Here is an 18,268-nt window from a genome sequence, read left to right as displayed (position 1 = left end):
TACGCACCTGTTTGCTTATCGAGGAACAGAATCAATCCCAGACACGGGCTCCGTCAAGGCGTGATCCCTGGCGTGTGACGGTAGAAGCCGGCCTCGGCGGGCGGGAGGGGGGTGTTGCCGAGGATCAGGTCGGCCGCCTTCTCCGCGACCATCATCACCGGGGCGTAGATGTTGCCGTTCGTGACGTACGGCATGACCGAGGCGTCCACCACCCGCAGTCCCTCCAGGCCGTGCACGCGCATAGTGTCGGGGTCCACCACCGACATCTCGTCCACGCCCATCTTCGCGGTGCAGGAGGGATGCAGGGCCGTCTCGCCGTCCCTGGCGACCCAGTCGAGGATCTGCTCGTCCGTCGCGACCGACGGCCCGGGAGAGATCTCGCCGGCGCTGAACTCCTGGAGGGCCGGCCGGCCCAGGATCTCGCGGGTGACCCTGACGGCCTCGACCCACTCCCGCCGGTCCTGCTCGGTGGACAGGTAGTTGAACCGCAGGGCGGGCTTCACCCCCGGGTCGGCGCTCTTGATCTTCACGCTGCCGCGCGCGTCGGAGTACATCGGCCCGACGTGCACCTGGTAGCCGTGCCCGCCGGCCGGGGAGCTGCCGTCGTAGCGCACCGCGATCGGCAGGAAGTGGAACATCAGGTTCGGGTAGGCCACGTCGTCGTTGCTCCGCACGAAGCCGCCCGCCTCGAAGTGGTTGGTCGCGCCCGGCCCGGAGCGGAGGAACAGCCACTGCGCGCCGATCCACGGCCGGTGCCGCCACTTGAGGTACGGCTGCATGGACACCGGCCGCTTACAGGCGTGCTGGACGTAGACCTCCAGGTGGTCCTGGAGGTTCTCCCCCACGCCGGGCAGGTCGTGGACCACCTCCACGCCGAGGGCCCGCAGTTCGGCGGCGTTGCCCACCCCCGAGAGCTGGAGCAGCTGCGGGGTGTTGATCGCGCCGCCGCACAGGACGACCTCGCCCGCCCGGATGACCTGCCCGTCGCACTCGACGCCGACCGCCCGTTTGCCCTCGAACACGATCCTCGTGACGTACGCCCTGGTCCTGATCTCCAGGTTCGGCCGCTTCCGCACGGGGTGGAGGTAGGCGCGGGCTGCCGACAGGCGGCGGCCGCGCCGGATGTTGCGGTCGAAGCGGGCGAAGCCCTCCTGGCGGTATCCGTTCACGTCGTCGGTGAGCGGATAGCCCGCCTGCTGCACGGCCTCGAAGAAGGCCGGGAACAGCGGGCTCGCCGCCGGGCCGCGCTCCAGCACGAGCGGCCCGTCGTGCCCGCGCCGCGGGTCGTCCGGGTCCGCCGCGAGGCAGTTCTCCATCCGCCTGAAGTAGGGCAGGCAGTGCGCGTAGTCCCAGTTCTTCATCCCGGGGTCGGCGCCCCAGCGCTCGTAGTCCATCGGGTTGCCCCGCTGAAAGATCATCCCGTTGATGCTGCTCGACCCGCCGAGCACCTTCCCCCTGGCGTGGTAGATCCGGCGGCCGTGCATGAAGGGCTCGGGCTCCGACTCGTACTTCCAGTCGTAGAAGCGGCTGCCGATCGGGAAGGTCAGCGCGGCCGGCATGTGGATGAAGACGTCCCACAGGTAGTCGGGCCGGCCAGCCTCCAGTACCAGCACCCGGGTGGACGGGTCGGCCGACAGCCGGTTCGCCAGCGCGCTGCCCGCGGATCCGCCACCGACGATGACGAAGTCGTACTGCTGAGCGGTCGATTGTGCGGTCGATTGTGCGGTCAATCTGCCCTCGTCTCACTCACGTCCGGCACGGGGACCGACTAAAAGGGGAGGTTTAGTGCAAATCGTATCGTCATGATCGCGGGCCGTTCCGGGTGAGGCGCTACAGTCTCGGCTGTGAGCAACGACGCTTCCGCCGCCAGGCCCGAGGCCTCCGGTGGCGGCGTGCAGTCCGTGGACCGGGCGGTCAGCATCATGGAGATCCTCGCCAGGCGCGGGGAGGCCGGGGTCACCGAGCTCGCGGCCGAGATCGAGGTGCACAAGTCGACCGCGTTCCGGCTGCTGGGCGCGCTGGAGGCGCGCGGGCTGGTCGAGCAGGCCGAGGACCGCGGCAAGTATCGCCTCGGCTTCGGCCTCGTCCGCCTCGCCGGCAGCGTCTCCATGCGGATGGACGTGCCGCAGCGGAGCAGGCCCGTCTGCCGCCGGCTCGCCGAGGAGATCGGCGAGACGGTGAACATCGCCGTCCTGCGGTCGCACTACGCGGTCAACCTCGACCAGGTGCGCGGGCCCGCCGCCGTCACCGCGCACAACTGGGTGGGCCAGCTCACGCCCCTGCACGCGACGTCGAGCGGGAAGGTCCTGCTGGCCCATCTCGACCGGTGGCACCGCGAGGACCTGCTCCGCGCGGCCGGCCTGGAGCGCTACACGCCCGGCACGGTGACCTCCGTGGAGGACCTCGAACGCGAACTGGCCGGGGTGCGCGAGCACGGCTACGCCCTTTCGCTGGAGGAGCTCGAGGTGGGCCTGAACGCGATCGCCGCCCCGGTGCGCTCGTTCCACGGCGAGGTCGTGGCGGCGGTCAGCGCGTCCGGGCCCGCCTACCGCTTCAGCGAGGAGCGCATGCGGGAGACGGCCCCCGTCCTGCTGCGGGGCGCCGAGGAGATCAGCCACCGCCTCGGCGGATAGCCGTCTCCCCCGCCGACTCCCCCGCCGGGCCTTGCGCCGCGTCTTCCGCCGCACGGCGCAGCCGTACGACGACGCTCTTGGAGGTGGGCGTGTTCGACGTCTCCGCCACCGAGTCCAGGGGCACCAGCACGTTCGTCTCCGGGAAGTACGCCGCGCAGCAGCCCCGCGCCGTCGGATAGGCGACCGCGCGGAACCCCTCGGCCACGCGCTCGCCGTCCGCCCACTCGCTGATGATGTCCAGCATGTCGCCGTCCGCGAGCCCGCGCTCGTCCAGGTCGTCGGCGTGGACGAAGACCACCCGCCGCCCGTTCCTGACTCCGCGGTAGCGGTCGTCCAGGCCGTAGATCGTGGTGTTGTACTGGTCGTGGCTGCGGATCGTCTGCAGCAGGAGGCGGCCCCGCGGCACCCGCAGCACCTCCAGCGCGTTCACCGTGAAGTTCGCCTTTCCCGTGGCCGTGGGGAAGCGGCGCTCGTCGCGCGGCGCGTTCGGCAACGCGAAGCCGCCCGGCCCGCGCACCCTCGCGTTGAAGTCGTCGAACCCGGGCACGACCCGCTCGATGCGCTCCCTGATCGCGTCGTAGCCGGCCTCGAACTCGGCCCACGGCACGTGCGGGTCGTCGCCGAACAGCTCGCGGGCCAGCCGGCACACGATCGCCACCTCCGACAGCAGCACGTCCGACGCGGGGCGGAGCCGGCCGCGTGAGGCGTGCACCATGCCCATCGAGTCCTCGACCGTGACGAACTGCTCGCCACCGGCCTGGACGTCCCGCTCGGTACGGCCGAGCGTGGGCAGGATCAGCGCCTGCTCGCCGCACACGGCGTGCGACCGGTTCAGCTTGGTCGACACCTGCACGGTGAGCCGGCAGCGGCGCAGGGCCGCCTCGGTCGCGGCGGTGTCCGGCGTCGCCGAGACGAAGTTGCCGCCCATGGCGAAGAACACCCGGGCGTCCCCGTCCCGCATGGCCCGGATGGCCTCCACGGTGTCGTGGCCGTGCTCGCGCGGCGGCGGGAAGCCGAACTCCTCCTCCAGCGCGTCGAGGAACTCCGGCTTGGGCTTCTCGTAGATGCCCATCGTCCGGTCGCCCTGCACGTTGGAGTGCCCGCGTACGGGACACACGCCCGCGCCGGGACGCCCGACGTTGCCGCGCAGCAGCAGAAAGTTGACGACCTCCCTGATCGTCGGGACCGATTTGCGGTGCTGGGTGAGGCCCATCGCCCAGCAGACCACGACCGAGCGGGCGGCGAGCACGTCGCGGGCCGTCTCCTCGATCTCGGCGCGGGTCAGCCCGGTCGCCTCCAGCACCTCGGCCCAGTCGAGCGTGCGGATGTGCTCGGCCCACGCGTCGAACCCGTGCGTGTGCGCCTCGACGAACTCGCGGTCCACCACCGTGCCGGGCGCGGCGTCCTCGGCCTCCAGCAGGAGCAGCGACAGCGCCTGGAACAGCGCCAGATCGCCCCCGAGGCGGATCTGCAGGAACCGGTCGGACAACGCCGTCCCGGTCCCGGCGAGGCCGGAGGCCTTCTGCGGGTTCCTGAACCGCAGCAGCCCGGCCTCCGGCAGCGGGTTGACCGACACGATCCGCGCGCCACCCCGCTTCGCCCGTTCCAGCGCGGTGAGCATGCGCGGATGGTTGGTGCCCGGGTTCTGGCCCACCACGAAGATCAGGTCGGCCCGGTGCAGGTCGTCGAGCAGCACCGTGCCCTTGCCGATGCCGAGCGTCTGGGTCAGCGCCGAGCCGCTCGACTCGTGGCACATGTTGGAGCAGTCGGGCAGGTTGTTGGTGCCGAACCGGCGGACGAGGAGCTGGTAGGCGAAGGCGGCCTCGTTGGACGTGCGGCCGGAGGTGTAGAAGAGCGCCTGATCGGGGTGGTCGAGCGCGCGCAGCTCACGCGCGACGACGCCGAAGGCGTCCTGCCACGAGATGGGCTCGTAACGGTCCGAACCGGCCGGCTTGTACATCGGCTCGGTAAGCCGGCCCTGCTGGCCCAGCCAGTAGTCGCTGCGCCGGGCCAGCTCGTCCACCGGATGCTCGGCGAAGAAGTCCCGGGTGACCCGGCGGACCGTCGCCTCCTCGGCCACCGCCTTGGCGCCGTTCTCGCAGAACTCGGCGGGGCTGCGGTGTCCGTCGCCCTCCGGCCAGGCGCACCCCGGGCAGTCGAAACCGGTCTTCTGGTTGACCCGGAGCAGAGTCAGCAGCGTCCGCCCCGCGCCCATCTGGCGGTACGCCGTGCCCAGCGCGTGGCCGACCGCCGGGACCCCGCCCGCCCATGCCTTGGGCGAGCCGACCTCCAGCCGCTCGTCTCCGACGTCCTCCCGAGGCGCCTTACGCGTCACCCCGCATCTCCTCCACCCTCACTCAGCCTGCCGCGCACCCAATCATGGAACAGGCCGATGTGGTGCTCGCTCGGCACCAGCACCCCGCCCCGGGCGTACGTGCGGGAGCTCATCGACGGCTGCGTGCGCTCGCAGGCGTCGAAGTCCTGCTCGTTCACCCGGTGGAACAGCTCCACCGAGCGGCTGACGTCCCTGCCGGCCTCGACGACCTCCGGCAGGTACAGCCAGTCGCACTCCACGACCGTGCGGTCCACCGCGAGCGGGAACATCCGGTGCACGATGACGTGGTCGGGCACCATGTTGACGAAGACCTGCGGCTTGATCGTGATCGCATAGTAGCGCCGGTCCTGGTCCTCCCTGATGCCCGGGATCCGGTCGAGCCCCTCGGAGCCGTCGACCGTGAACCCCCGGATCTCCTCGCCGAACAACGCGCCGTGGCCCACGTAGTACTGCGCCGCGTAGCCGCCGGCGAACTCCGGCAGCACCTCGGTCAGCTCCGGGTGGATGGTCGCGCAGTGATAGCACTCCATGAAGTTCTCGACGATGAGCTTCCAGTTCGCCGCGACGTCGTAGCGGATCCTGCGGCCGAGCGCCAGGCCGGCGACGTCGTAGTTGTCGAGGGAGGCCACGTCGCCGAGCCGGGTGCGCACCTCGCCGAGCACGTCCTCCTCGAACGACGGCGGCTCTTCGGCCAGGCAGACCCACACGTAGCCCAGCCACTCCCGCACCGCCACGTTCACCAGGCCGTACTCGACCCGGTCGAGGTCGGGCATCTTGGTGAGGTTGGGGGCCGCGACGAGCCTGCCGTCGAAGTCGTACGTCCACGCGTGGTACGGGCACTGGAAGGCCCGCCTGGCCTCGCCGGACTCCTCCGTGCGCAGCCGCGCGCCACGGTGGCGGCAGACGTTGTAGAACGCCCGGGCCGAGCCGTCCCGGGCCCGGGTGACCAGGATGCTCTCCCTGCCGACCTGGACCGTACGGAACGCCCCGGGCTTCGGCAGGTCGGAGGCCCGTACGGCGCAGAACCACATCGACTCGAAGACGCGCTCGCACTCCCGTGCGAAGACCCCCGGGTCGGTGTAGTACGCCCCCGGCAGCGTGGCGACCAGGCTGGGGGGCAGGCTGGGCGGCAGGCTCACGGCCGCGGCTCCTGAGAGGGGATGACGTAGATCGTGTCGGCCTCCACGACCACCGTGTGCGTCCGCACCGGCAGCTTCGCGGGAGGGGAGTCCACCTTGCCGGTCCGCAGGTCGAAGCGCGAGGCGTGCAGAGGGCACTCGACCTCGCACCCCTCCAGCCAGCCGTCCGCCAGCGAGGCGTCCTGATGGGTGCAGGTGTCGTCGATGGCGTAGATCTCCCCGTCCTCCGTGTGGAAGACCGCGATCGGCGGGTCGGCGTCCAGGCGGAACGCCTCACCCCGCGGCAGGGAACGGAGGGGACACACAGGAATCATCGGCGTCCTCGGTCGTGAGTGAGCACAGTTGTGCGACCCGAAACTCGGAGCACTATGCGCAACACACTGAGGTCACCTGTGTCCGGTGTCAATAGGCGGACCAACAGACGGACCAACTACCGCAAAGCAGGCACCTGCCCCGTCGGGTGAGCCGGGAGGCCCGGCACCCGCGATGATTGGTCTTCGCGTTCTTCACCGTTCGCGTTCTTCACCGTTGTCAGAGAGGAGACGACGTGCGGCGCCAGGACGAGGCCGAAGATCTGGTCCAGTTGCTCACGCCGGAAGGCGAACGTGTCGTGCACCCCGGGTACGACCTGGACCTGCCGAAGAGCCAGTACCGAGGGCTGTACCGCGACATGACGCTGGTGCGGCGGCTGGACCGGGAGGCCTTCGCCCTGCAGCGCCTGGGCGAGCTGGGCATGTGGATCCCCTGCCTCGGGCAGGAGGCCGCGCAGATCGGCTCCGGCCGGGCGCTGGAGCCGGACGACCACGTGTTCCCCTCCTACCGGGAGCACGGCGTCGCCTGGTGCCGGGGCATCCCTCCGCTCACGCTCATGGGGATGCTGCGCGGCACGACGAACGGCGGCTGGGATCCGCGCCACACCGGCTTCCACCTCTACACGATCGTCCTCGGCGTGCAGACCCTGCACGCCGTGGGATACGCGATGGGAATGCGCAGGGACGGCGACTCCTCGGCCGTCGTGGCGTACTTCGGCGACGGCGCCGCGAGCGAGGGAGACGTGAGCGAGGCGTTCAACTTCGCCGCCGTCTACAACGCGCCGGTCGTCTTCTTCTGCCAGAACAACCAGTGGGCCATCTCGCAGCCGGTGGACCGGCAGAGCCGGGCGCCGATCCACCACCGGGCGCGGGGCTACGGCTTCCCCGGCGTACGCGTGGACGGCAACGACGTGCTGGCCTGCCTCGCCGTGACGAGGGCCGCCCTGGAGCACGCCCGCCGGGGCGACGGGCCGTTCCTCATCGAGGCGCACACCTACCGGATGGGCCCGCACACCACCTCCGACGACCCGGGGCGCTACCGCCCGGCCGAGGAGGTGGAGGAGTGGCAGAGGAAGGACCCGATCGCGCGGATGCGGGCGTTCCTCCTGCGCGAGGAGCTCGCCGACGACGCGTTCTTCCGGGAGGTCGACGAGGAGGGCGACCGCCTCGCCCTCGAACTGCGCGAGGGCGTGATCTCCATGCCGGACCCGCCGGTGGACGCCATGTTCGACCACGTCTACACCGGCCGCCACACGCTGCTGGAGGAGGAACGCGCCTGGTACGCCGCCTATCTCGACCGGTTCGAGGAGCCGCGCGCCTGACCGCGCGCCGTGTCGTCGTGACGGCCGAGGCGAACCCGGAGCTCCATCTGGGCGTCCAACAGCGACCCCACATCCGGCTACCGACCATGGAGCTCCCCAGTGGCCCTGACCCCACGCTCCGTCCGGCGTACCACGGCGACGGCGGCGCTGCTCGCCGCCTCGGTCTCCCCACTCCTGCCCGGCACCGGCGCCGCCGCCTCCACCGCCTCCACCGCCTCCGCGGCCGGCTCCGCCGTCACCGCGCGCTACGTCGCCCTCGGCGACTCGTACGCGTCCGGGGCGGGGCTGCCGGAGCCCACGGACCCGGCGTGCTCGCGCTCCGGCCTGAACTATCCGTCGGTGCTCGCCCGGTCGTACGGGTCCCGCTCCTTCAAGGACGTCACCTGCGGCGGCGCGACCACCCGCGACCTGTGGCACCGGCAGGGCGCCAAGGCCCCGCAGTTGCGCGCCCTGTCGAGGAACACGACCCTGGTCACGGTCACCATGGGCGGCAACGACATCGGCTTCTCGAGCATCATCGGCACCTGCCTGTCCGCCGCGCGGTCCGACCCCGCCGGCAGCCCGTGCCAGGCGCAGTACGCGAAGAGCGGGCACGACGAACTCGCCCGCCGCATCCGGGCCCTGTCACCGCGGATCACCGCGATGCTGGCGGACGTCAGGCGCCGCAGCCCGCGCGCGACGGTGATGCTGGTCGGCTACCCCGCCCTGCTCCCCGAGAGCGGCGCGGCGTGCCCCTCGGTCGTCCCCTTCGCCAAGGGCGACTTCCCCTACCTGCGGGACACGGTGAAACGGCTCAACGGGATGCTCCGGCAGCAGGCCCGGCGGAGCGGCGCGCTCTACGTCGACACCTACACGCCGACGATCGGGCACGACATGTGCGCCGGTGACGCGCGTTTCGTCGAACCGCTCGTCGTGCCCGCCGGGGTCGCGCCCGCGCACCCCAACCAGCAGGGACAGCGCGTCATGGCGTCCCTCGTCGCGGAGCGGATCGACCGGCTCCGCCGCTGAGGACCCGTTCGCTCCTTCGGCTCAGGCCTGCACAGGCCGCCACATGCCGATCCGTACGGACACGCCGGGCGACGCGTGGACGATCGGGTCGTGCCCCGGCTCGGGCAGGCCGGCCGCCCGCAGCAGCCCCTGCTCCAGCCCGGCCGTACGGGCGTGGTGCAGGGGCCAGCGCGGATGCTCGACCTCGGCGGTGGCCAGCCGTCCGGCGACGACCGTGAAGAGCCGGTACCGCTCGACCAGGAAGTCGGCGAGCCCGCTGCGCTCGGCCTCCGTCACCGGCGCACCGAGGTCGACGTCCGCGTCGCACCGCACGCCCGACGAACCCGGCGCTCCCGGCCAGAGGCGCCGGCAGCGATAGCTGCGCCTCTCCCCCGCGCCGCTCACGGACATGCGGGACCAGTAGTACGGCAGGCCGTACCCGGCCCGGGCGCCCAGCACGGCGGGGAGGCTCCCGGCGTCCAGCGACAGGAACCACAGGCCGCCGCGCCCCCGGGCGTCCCGCGCGTACGTGCGCACGTTGGTCTCGGGGAACCGCGACAGCCACGGCAGCGGCGGCAGGCCGGGCGCCCGCACGTCCCGCATGAGGAACGGCGTGACCCCGACGTACGCCGACCCCTCGAAGGTGTCCACGGTGAGCCCGTCCGGCAGGAACCCCTGCACGATCTCGGGCGGATACCGCCAGTGGATGAAGGTGATGTCGGCCCAGCGGTGGTGCATCACCGGCCGCTCGACCCGCCCTGCCGTCTCCGTCACCATGCCCGTCCCCTACCCGCCCAGCGCCGATCGTCGCCGCCGGGCCGCGCGGAGGAACTTTCGTCACAAGGTAACGAAAGATCAGCGGTTTTCCCGAAACTATCTTCACAATTCTCCAAAAGGGGCTTACCTTCGGGTCGAATCACCGCTACGCGGCCGGTTTGTGAGGCGAACGCGTGCCCACGACCGTGCAGCTGGCCCGCACCGCACCGAGGGAAGGAAGCTCCGCCATGCCCCCCAGGTGGCCGACCCATCTCACCAGAAAACGGATCGCGCAGACCTGCGCCTTACTTCTGACTTTCACGGGCCTGACCGTGCTCGCCCCGGCCGTGCCCGCGCAGGCGGCCCCCATCGACGCCGCCGACTACCAGCGCGTGGAGCTGGCCAGGGGCGCCGCCGAGATGGGCGAGCCGATGACGATGACCGTGCTGCCCGACCTGTCGGTGCTGCACACCGCTCGCGAGGGAGTCCTGCGGCGCACCGACGCGCGCGGCGACACCACCGTGGTCGGCACGCTGAACGTCTACTCCCACGACGAGGAGGGGCTCCAGGGAGTCGCCGCCGACCCGGGCTTCGCGACCAACCGGTTCGTCTACCTCTACTACGCTCCCCGCCTCGACACCCCCGACGGCGACGCCCCGGCCACCGCGTCCGACTTCTCGGCCTGGAAGGGCGTGAACCGGCTGTCGAGGTTCACCGTCAAGGCCGACTGGACGCTGGACAAGGCCAGCGAGGTCAAGATCCTCGATGTGCCGGCCGACCGCGGCATCTGCTGCCACGTCGGCGGCGACATGGACTTCGACGCCGCCGGCAACCTCTATCTGTCGACCGGCGACGACAGCAACCCCTTCGACTCGTCGGGCTACTCCCCGATCGACGAGCGGCCCGACCGCAACCCGGCGTACGACGCCCAGCGCAGCGCGGGCAACACCAACGACCTGCGCGGCAAGATCCTGCGCATCAAGGTCAAGCCGGACGGGACCTACGAGATCCCCGAGGGCAACCTGTTCGCGCCGGGCACCCCGGACACCCGGCCCGAGATCTACGCGATGGGCTTCCGCAACCCGTTCCGGCTGAGCGTCGACAAGGCCACCGGCGTCGTCTACGTGGGCGACTACGGCCCCGACGCCGGCACCGCCGACCCCAACCGCGGGCCGAGCGGCCAGGTCGAGTTCAACCGGGTCACCCGCCCCGGCAACTACGGCTGGCCCTACTGCACGGGCACCAACACGGCGGCCGAGACCTACAACGCGTTCACCTTCCCCTCCGGTCCCTCCGGAGCGAAGTACGACTGCGCCGGCGGCCCGGTCAACGCCTCCCCGCGTAACACCGGTCAGCGCACGCTGCCGCCCGCCCAGCCCGCGTGGATCAGGTACGGCGGCGACGCCGGCTCCCCGCCCGAGTTCGGCGGCGGCTCCGAGTCCCCCATGGGCGGGCCGGTCTACCACTTCGACGCCGCCCTCAACTCCGCGGTCAAGTTCCCCCAGGACCTCGACGGCCACCTCTTCGCCGGTGAGTTCGGCCGCAGGTGGATCAAGGCGATCGACGTGCGGGCCGACGGGACGCGCGGTGACATCACCGACTTCCCGTGGACCGGCACGCAGGTGATGGACCTGGCGTTCGGCCCGGACGGCGCGCTGTACGTGCTCGACTACGGCACCGGCTACTTCAACGGCGACGCCAACTCGGCGCTGTATCGCTTCGAGTACATCAAGGGCCGTGACCGTTCCCCGATCGCGGTGGCCAAGGCCGACAAGACCTCGGGCAAGACGCCTTTCACGGTCACGTTCTCCTCGGCCGGCTCCGCCGACCCCGAGGGCGCGACGCTCACGTACTCCTGGGACTTCGGCGACGGCACCACCTCCACCGAGGCGAATCCGGTCAAGACGTACGACAAGGACGGCACGTACACCGCGACGCTCACGGTGCGCGACCCCGCGGGCAACAGCGGCAGCGCCAGCGTGGTCGTCACGGCGGGCAACACCGCTCCGACCGTGACCATCGAGACTCCCACGGCGGGCAGCCTGTTCCAGTGGGGCGACTCGGTCCCCTTCACGATCAAGGTCACCGACCCTGAGGACGGCGACGTCGACTGCGCGAAGGTCAAGATGACCTACGTCCTCGGCCACGACAGCCACGGCCACCAGATCAGCTCGAAGAGCGGCTGCTCCGGCGAGCTGACCATCCCGGTCGACGGCGAGCACGACGACGCGGCGAACATCTTCGCCGTGTTCGACGCCGAATACACCGACAAGGGCGGGCTGACCACCCACACCCAGCACATCCTGCAGCCGCGGCACCGCCAGGCCGAGCACTACGGGGCCTCCCAGGGCGTCAACCCGATCGGGAAGAGCAACGCGCACGGCGGCAAGACCGTGGGCGACATCAACAACGGCGACTGGATCTCCTTCAAGCCCTACGAGCTGAGCAAGGCCAAGGGGATCGCCGCCCGCGTCTCCTCCGGCGGGAAGGGCGGCACCATCGAGGTCCGCACGGGATCGCCGACCGGCACCCTGCTGGGCAAGGTGAGCGTGCCCGTCACCGGAGGCTGGGAGACGTTCACCGACGTTTCCGCGCCGCTGTCGAACGCCCCGGCGGGGACGACCGAGCTCTTCCTGCTCTTCAAGGGCAACGACGGCGCGCTGTTCGACGTGGACGACTTCACGCTGACGGCCGAGCCGCCCGCGGGCGGAAGCCCGGGACCGATCGTCAACGCCGGCGGCCTGTGCCTCGACGTCGCGAACGCCGACCCCGCCAACGGCACCAACGTGCAGCTCTACCAGTGCAACGGCACCGGGGCTCAGGTCTGGAGCGTCAACGGCTCCACGCTCCGCTCGCTCGGCAAGTGCCTCGACGTCTCCAACGGCGGCAACGCCGACGGCACGCGGGTGCAGATCTGGGACTGTGTCGCCAATGTCGGCGCGCAGGTCTGGACCATCGGGACGGACGGCACGATCAAGAACCCGCAGTCCGGTAAGTGCCTCGACGGCTCGACCACCGGCCAGATGGTCATCAAGACGTGTGATGGCAGCAACGCGCAGAAGTGGACGACCTCGACGGGCCCGGGCGGCGGCGCCGAGGGCGAGGTCCTGGTCTTCTCGCGTACGGCCGGCTTCCGGCACGACTCGATCCCGGCGGGCATCCAGGCGATCACAGACCTGGGCTTCAAGATCACCGCGACCGAGGACCCCGCCGTCTTCACCGCCCAGAACCTGGCCAAGTACAAGGCCGTGGTGTTCCTCAGCACCACGGGCGACGTGCTGAACGACACCCAGCAGGCGGCCTTCGAGTCGTACGTCAAGGCGGGTGGTGGCTACGTGGGCATCCACGCGGCGGCCGACACCGAGTATGACTGGCCGTTCTACGGCGGCCTGGTCGGGGCGTGGTTCGCCTCGCACCCCGCCGTCCAGCAGGCGACCGTGAAGGTGGAGGACCGGGCCCACCCCGCGACCGCCCACCTCGGGCCGACGTGGACGCGCACCGACGAGTGGTACGACTACCGGACCAACGCCCGCAGCACCGCACACGTGCTGGCCACGCTCGACGAGAAGTCGTACTCGGGCGGCAAGATGGGCGACGACCACCCGATCGCGTGGTGCAAGGAGTATCAGGGCGGCCGGTCGTTCTACACGGGCGGCGGCCACACGGCGGCCTCCTTCTCCGAGCCGGAGTTCCGGCAGCACCTGCTCGGCGGCATCAGGTACGCCATGGGCGACCTCAAGGCCGACTGCCGTCCCGAGACCGGCTACACGACGCTCTACAACGGCGGCACCACCGGCTGGGAGCAGGCCGGCCCCGGCGGATTCACCAACGCCGACGGCACCCTGACCTCGCACGGCGGCCTGGGGCTGTTCTGGTACAAGGCGAAGGAGTTCCACTCCTACTCGCTCAAGCTCGACTGGAAGATGCGCGGAGACGACAACGCGGGCGTCTTCGTCGGCTTCCCCGCCTCGGACGACCCGTGGTCGGCGGTCGACAACGGCTACGAGATCCAGATCGACGCCACGGACGCCCCGGAGAAGACCACCGGGTCGGTCTACGGCTTCCAGTCTGCGGACCTCAAGGCCAGGGACGCCGCGCTCAACCCGCCGGGGCAGTGGAACACCTACGAGCTCCGGGTGGAGGGTGAGCGCCTGCAGATCTTCCTGAACGGCGTAAAGATCAACGATTTCGTCAACACCGACCCGAAGCGGTCCCTCCAGCAGGGCTACGTGGGCATCCAGAACCACGGCGACGGCGACGAGGTGGCGTTCCGGAACATCCGCATCAAGGAGCTCGGCCCGGCGGAGGGCGACGTCACCGTCCAGGCCGAGAGCTGGACCGAGGCGAACGGCGTCGACACCTACCCGCACGCCCCGGCGCACGGCGGCACCGTGCTCGGCTACGTCAACCCCGGCGACTGGGCGGCGTACGACGGCGTGGACCTCACCGGCGTCACCCGGTTCACGGCCCGGGTGGCCTCGCCCAACCCGAGCGGCGGCTTCGAGATCCGGACCGGTTCCCCGACCGGCCCGGTGCTCGGCAGCGTCACCGTCCCGAACACCGGTGGCTGGGAATCGTACTCGGACGTCTCCACGGAGCTCACGAACGTCCCCAGCGGGAGCGTGAAGCTCTACCTGGTGTTCACCGGGGCCGACTTCGACGTGGACGACTTCACACTCGTCCGCGCCCCGAAGGACGCCAAGGTCAAGCTGACCGTCACCGCCTCCTCCCGCTGCATCGGCACCTCGGCGTACCTGGCGGTCACGGCCGTCAACGACGGCGACGTGCCGGCGGACATCGCGTTGACGACTCCGTACGGTTCCAAGACCGTGGCCGACGTGGCCCCGGGCAAGCAGGCCTACCAGTCCTTCAACACCCGCGCCGGGCAGATCGACGCGGGCACGGTGACCGTGAAGGGGACCGCGACGATCGGCGGCAAGCAGGTCACGTCGTCCTACGACGCGGCCTACACCGCGGCGAGCTGCCGCTGAGCCGCTCACACCGCGGTCAGCTTCGCTGACCGCCCGGCGGTGACCACGGTCACCACGACGAGGACACCGCCCTAGCACAACCGGGGCCGGCCGGCCCATGAGCCGGCCGGCCCCGCCCCTCATCGCACGAGCGGCCTCGTACGACCCGGTGGTTGACCCGCTGCTTTCCGTGAGAGTCAAGATCATTCCCTCGGATACTAAATTCAAGTATTGACCTAAGTCTCGAAGGCGATCACTCTCGGGTCAGGGCTCGTCCCCGTTCACCCCCCGAAGAGAGATCGCCATCATGCGAAAGCGTTCGACGATCCATCCCACGCGCCGCGCTCTGACGGCCGTGCTCAGCGCGCTGGTCCTGGTCGTGGCCTGCGTCGTCGCAGCGACGGCCGTGTCCGCGCCGGCCGCGGCCGCGCCCATCCTGCTGTCGCAGGGCAGGACCGCGACGGCCTCGTCCACCGAGAACGCCGGCACACCGGCGTCGGCCGCCGTCGACGGGAACACCGGCACCCGGTGGTCCAGCGCGTTCGGCGACCCGCAGTGGCTCCAGGTGGACCTCGGCACAACGGCGACGCTGAGCCAGGTCACCCTCAACTGGGAGACCGCCTACGCCACCTCGTTCAAGATCCAGGTGTCGGCCGACGCCACCACCTGGACCGACCTCTACTCCACCACCACCGGCACCGGCGGCACGCAGACCCTCAACCTCACCGGCTCGGGCCGCTACGTCCGCCTCTACGGCACCGCCCGCGCCACCGCATACGGCTACTCCCTGTGGGAGTTCCAGGTCTACGGCACCACCGGCACGTCGCCGGGCTGCACCGGCCCCAACAGCGCGCTGAACCGGCCCGCGACCGCCTCGTCCACCGAGAACGCCGGGACGCCCGCGTCCGCGGCGGTGGACGGCGACCCCGGCACCCGCTGGTCGAGCGCCGCCGCCGACCCGCAGTGGCTCCAGGTGGACCTGGGCTCGGCCAAGACGATCTGCAAGGTCGTCCTGACGTGGGAGGCGGCCTACGCCACAGCCTTCAAAATCCAGGTCTCCGGCAACGCCTCCACCTGGACCGACGTCTACTCCACCACCACCGGCACCGGCGGCATGCAGACCCTCGACGTCACCGGCTCGGGCCGCTACGTCCGCCTCTACGGTACCGCCCGCGCCACCGGCTACGGCTACTCGCTGTGGGAGTTCGCCGTCCACACCAGCGGCGGCGGCACCATCGACCCGCCGCCGAGCGGGACGCCGATCTCGGCGTACAAGCAGGTGACGGCCTCGTCCTGGGAGGGCGGCAACGCCCCGGCGGCGGCGCTCGACGGGCGGACGACGACCCGCTGGTCGAGCCAGTACTCCGACGACCAGTGGCTGCGGGTCGACCTCGGCGGCGCCGGGCACGTCACCGGTGTCACGCTCAACTGGGAGTCCGCGTACGCCACGGGTTACCGGATCGAGGTGTCCGCCAACGGCACGTCGTGGACGCCGATCTACACCACGACCGGCGGCAGAGGCGGCGTCGAGAACCTGAACGTCACCGGCGACGGCCGCTACGTCCGCTTCGCCGGCACGGCCCGCGCGACGGGCTACGGCTACTCGCTGTGGGAGTTCCAGGTCTTCGGCACCGTGGACACGGCGGCCACGACCGCTCCCCTGCTGTCCCCGCCCACCAGGGCCCCGGCGACCACCGGCCAGTTCGCGCTGTCCGCCCCCGCCGACAAGGCCATGGTCACCGACACCCGGCGGCCCGCGTTCTCCTGGGCGGCCGTCTCCGGCGCGGTGCGCTACGAGGTCTGGCTGAACGTCAGCCGCACCGACTACGACTTCACCGCCTCGGGCAACCTGATCGACCTCTACACCAAGGTCGCCGAGCCGACCGGCACGAGCTACACGCCCACCTGGGACATCCCCGACCGGTGGACGTACAAGTGGTACGTCGTCGCGGTGAGCGGGTCGGGCGCGAGGACGACGTCGAACATCCGCACCTTCAGCCTCTACCTGCCCGACATCGAGCAGGCCGCCGACGGCGTCCCGATCGTCAACGGTGCCCGCGACCTCGACAAGAACGGCACGATCGAGCCGTACGAGAACTGGCGGCTGCCCGTCGAAACCAGAGTGAACGACCTTCTCGGCAGGATGACCCCCGAGGAGAAGGCGTACCAGATGTTCTACAACGCCCAGACCTACCCGCTCTCGGGCTGGCACTTCGGCCCGGCGTTGCCGAACGACCTGCACGCCGTCCTGCTGACCGCGTCAGGAACCCGGCTCGGCATCCCGCCCGTCTCGGCGGGCGACACCATCGCCGGATACCAGACCACCTATCCCCTGCAGAGCGCGCTCGCGGCGGGCAAGGACTACGCGCTCGACTACAGGCTCGGCGACACGCAGCGCCGCGAGGAGCTCGAGGTCGGGGCGCGCGGCGTGCTCGGCCCGCTCGCCGAGGTCGGCACCAAGGTCCTCTACCCCCGCATCCAGGAGGGCAACGGCGAGAACGCCGACGTCGCGGCCGCCCAGGTCCGCGCGCTGGTGGCCGGGCTCCAGGGCGGCCCCGAGCTCAACCCCGCCTCCGTGCTGGCAACCGTCAAGCACTGGCCGGGCGAGGGCGCGGGCGGCGAGGCCGGGATCACCTACGACGCGGTCACGATCAGGTACCACATGATCCCGTTCAGGGCCGCGATGGAGGCCGGCGCGGTGAACATCATGCCGGGGTACGCCGGAAGCTCCTACCTCGACCCGGGCGGCTCGGGCGCGGGCGACAGCAAACCGATCCTCGACTACCTGCGGAACAACCTCGGTTACACCGGTCTCATCACCACCGACTGGCTGCCGTCCTCGGTCTGGGTCAAGGCCGCGAACGCCGGCTCCGACGTGATGGGCGGGGCCGACCCCGGAGCCACCGGGTTCACGATGGCGACCTTCCTCGCAGGAGTCCCGATCGCGCGAATCAACGACGCGGTGACCCGGATCCTGCGCCTGAAGTTCACGCTCGGCGTGTTCGAGCACCCGTACGGCGACCCGGTGAACGGTCCCTACCGCTTCCACCAGCCGTCGTACGTCGCGCTCGCCAATCAGGCCGCCCGGGAGTCCATCACGCTGCTCAAGAACAACGGCGTGGTGCCGCTGAAGCTCAAGGCGGGCGACAACGTCGTGGTGGCCGGCCCGCGGGCCACCGACGGATCGGCCTGCTGCATCTGGACGAGCTTCTTCCACCAGGAGTACGGCTCGCAGACGTTGCTGGACGCGGTGAAGGCGCGGGCGGCCACCGCGGGCGTCAACGTCTACCAGGACACCGGGCCTTCGCCCAAGCTCGCGATCGTGGCGGTCGGCGAGCCGACCTACACGCACGCCACCGCCTGGGTGAAGGAGCAACCCCAGCTGCCCGCCGACCAGCTGGCCGTCATCCAGAACTTCAAGAACCAGGGCATTCCGGTGGTCGTCGTGCTGACCCTCCCCCGGCCCATCGTCATCAGCGAGTGGAACGGCCTGGCCGACGCCATCGTGGTGACGTACCGGGGCGGTGAGGAGGTCGGCCCGGCCACGGCCGGCCTCCTGTTCGGCGACTACACGCCGCGCGGACGCCTGCCGTGGCAGCTCCCACGCGGCCTCGACCAGATCCTCAAGCCGGGCGGCGGCGACGTGCTCGCCGACGCCGTCGAGGACTGGAACCTCCCCTACGACCTGGGCGCGACCGCCGCCCAGCGGTCGGACATCCGGGCCCGCATCGACGCGGGCCAGACCGTCCCCACCACCTACGGCAACCCCCTCTATCCATACGGAGCCGGACTGCAGGGCTGGTCGTGACACCGGC

The 18,268-nt window shown here is 70.8% G+C and carries 10 protein-coding genes; 5 read left to right on the top strand and 5 right to left on the bottom strand.

The genetic code is table 11. The features are described from left to right. Positions 1–53: 53 nt before the first annotated feature. Positions 54–1,730 (bottom strand): choline dehydrogenase, encoded by a 1,677-nt coding sequence (betA, locus tag Mam01_RS32845; RefSeq protein WP_204289060.1) that lies wholly within the window; start codon positions 1,728–1,730, stop codon positions 54–56. A gap of 114 nt (positions 1,731–1,844) precedes the next feature. Between betA and Mam01_RS32840 the strand changes: the two genes are divergently transcribed. Next, positions 1,845–2,633, top strand: a complete 789-nt coding sequence (locus tag Mam01_RS32840; protein ID WP_204289059.1) for an IclR family transcriptional regulator — start codon at positions 1,845–1,847, stop codon at positions 2,631–2,633. On the opposite strand, the gene Mam01_RS32835 is transcribed toward Mam01_RS32840, so the two are convergent. Genes Mam01_RS32835 through Mam01_RS32825 form a run of 3 tightly spaced genes read right to left on the bottom strand, consistent with a single transcriptional unit; the run spans position 2,611 to position 6,421 of the window. Further along, on the bottom strand, positions 2,611–4,968 hold the full coding sequence (locus tag Mam01_RS32835) for an FdhF/YdeP family oxidoreductase (protein WP_204289058.1): 2,358 nt from the start codon (positions 4,966–4,968) through the stop codon (positions 2,611–2,613). The genes Mam01_RS32840 and Mam01_RS32835 overlap by 23 nt on opposite strands. Next, on the bottom strand, positions 4,965–6,107 hold the full coding sequence (locus Mam01_RS32830; protein ID WP_239101798.1) for an aromatic ring-hydroxylating oxygenase subunit alpha: 1,143 nt from the start codon (positions 6,105–6,107) through the stop codon (positions 4,965–4,967). The genes Mam01_RS32835 and Mam01_RS32830 overlap by 4 nt, the downstream gene beginning before the upstream one ends. Continuing rightward, positions 6,104–6,421 carry a bifunctional 3-phenylpropionate/cinnamic acid dioxygenase ferredoxin subunit gene (locus Mam01_RS32825; RefSeq protein WP_204289057.1) on the bottom strand — a complete coding sequence of 106 codons (318 nt, stop codon included), beginning with the start codon at positions 6,419–6,421 and terminating at the stop codon, positions 6,104–6,106. The genes Mam01_RS32830 and Mam01_RS32825 overlap by 4 nt, the downstream gene beginning before the upstream one ends. A gap of 233 nt (positions 6,422–6,654) precedes the next feature. On the opposite strand from Mam01_RS32825, the gene pdhA reads away from it, so the two are divergent. Both pdhA and Mam01_RS32815 read left to right on the top strand, forming a co-directional pair. Next, entirely contained in the window at positions 6,655–7,740 is a 1,086-nt protein-coding gene (gene pdhA / locus Mam01_RS32820; protein WP_204289056.1) for a pyruvate dehydrogenase (acetyl-transferring) E1 component subunit alpha, read from the top strand. Positions 7,741–7,839: 99 nt separating this feature from the next. Beyond that, a complete protein-coding gene (locus tag Mam01_RS32815) occupies positions 7,840–8,748 on the top strand; it encodes an SGNH/GDSL hydrolase family protein (RefSeq protein ID WP_204289055.1) in 909 nt (302 codons plus the stop codon). A gap of 21 nt (positions 8,749–8,769) precedes the next feature. Here Mam01_RS32815 and Mam01_RS32810 read toward each other — a convergent pair whose 3' ends face one another. Then, on the bottom strand, positions 8,770–9,504 hold the full coding sequence (locus Mam01_RS32810) for a YqjF family protein (RefSeq protein WP_204289054.1): 735 nt from the start codon (positions 9,502–9,504) through the stop codon (positions 8,770–8,772). A gap of 227 nt (positions 9,505–9,731) precedes the next feature. Between Mam01_RS32810 and Mam01_RS37575 the strand changes: the two genes are divergently transcribed. Together Mam01_RS37575 and Mam01_RS32790 are read left to right on the top strand one after the other, a co-directional pair. Next, positions 9,732–14,474, top strand: a complete 4,743-nt coding sequence (locus tag Mam01_RS37575) for a ThuA domain-containing protein (protein ID WP_307820178.1) — start codon at positions 9,732–9,734, stop codon at positions 14,472–14,474. 286 nt (positions 14,475–14,760) lie between these two features. Further along, the gene (locus Mam01_RS32790; protein WP_204289053.1) at positions 14,761–18,261 is read left to right on the top strand and encodes a discoidin domain-containing protein; all 3,501 of its coding nucleotides are present in this window, start codon (positions 14,761–14,763) and stop codon (positions 18,259–18,261) included. Positions 18,262–18,268: the final 7 nt, after the last annotated feature.

Source organism: Microbispora amethystogenes (assembly GCF_016863015.1).
In the GTDB taxonomy this organism is placed as follows: Bacteria; Actinomycetota; Actinomycetes; order Streptosporangiales; family Streptosporangiaceae; genus Microbispora; species Microbispora amethystogenes.
The sequence above is the reverse complement of the archived record's forward strand: the minus strand, read 5'-3'. Positions and strand labels throughout refer to the sequence as shown.

Bases quoted from the DNA above. Each gene is read 5' to 3' on its own strand.
- Mam01_RS32825 (WP_204289057.1), bottom strand. From the start codon at position 6,421: ATGATTCCTGTGTGTCCCCTCCGTTCCCTGCCGCGGGGTGAGGCGTTC.
- Mam01_RS32810 (WP_204289054.1), bottom strand. From the start codon at position 9,504: ATGGTGACGGAGACGGCAGGGCGGGTCGAGCGGCCGGTGATGCACCAC.
- Mam01_RS37575 (WP_307820178.1), top strand. From the start codon at position 9,732: ATGCCCCCCAGGTGGCCGACCCATCTCACCAGAAAACGGATCGCGCAG.
- Mam01_RS32790 (WP_204289053.1), top strand. From the start codon at position 14,761: ATGCGAAAGCGTTCGACGATCCATCCCACGCGCCGCGCTCTGACGGCC.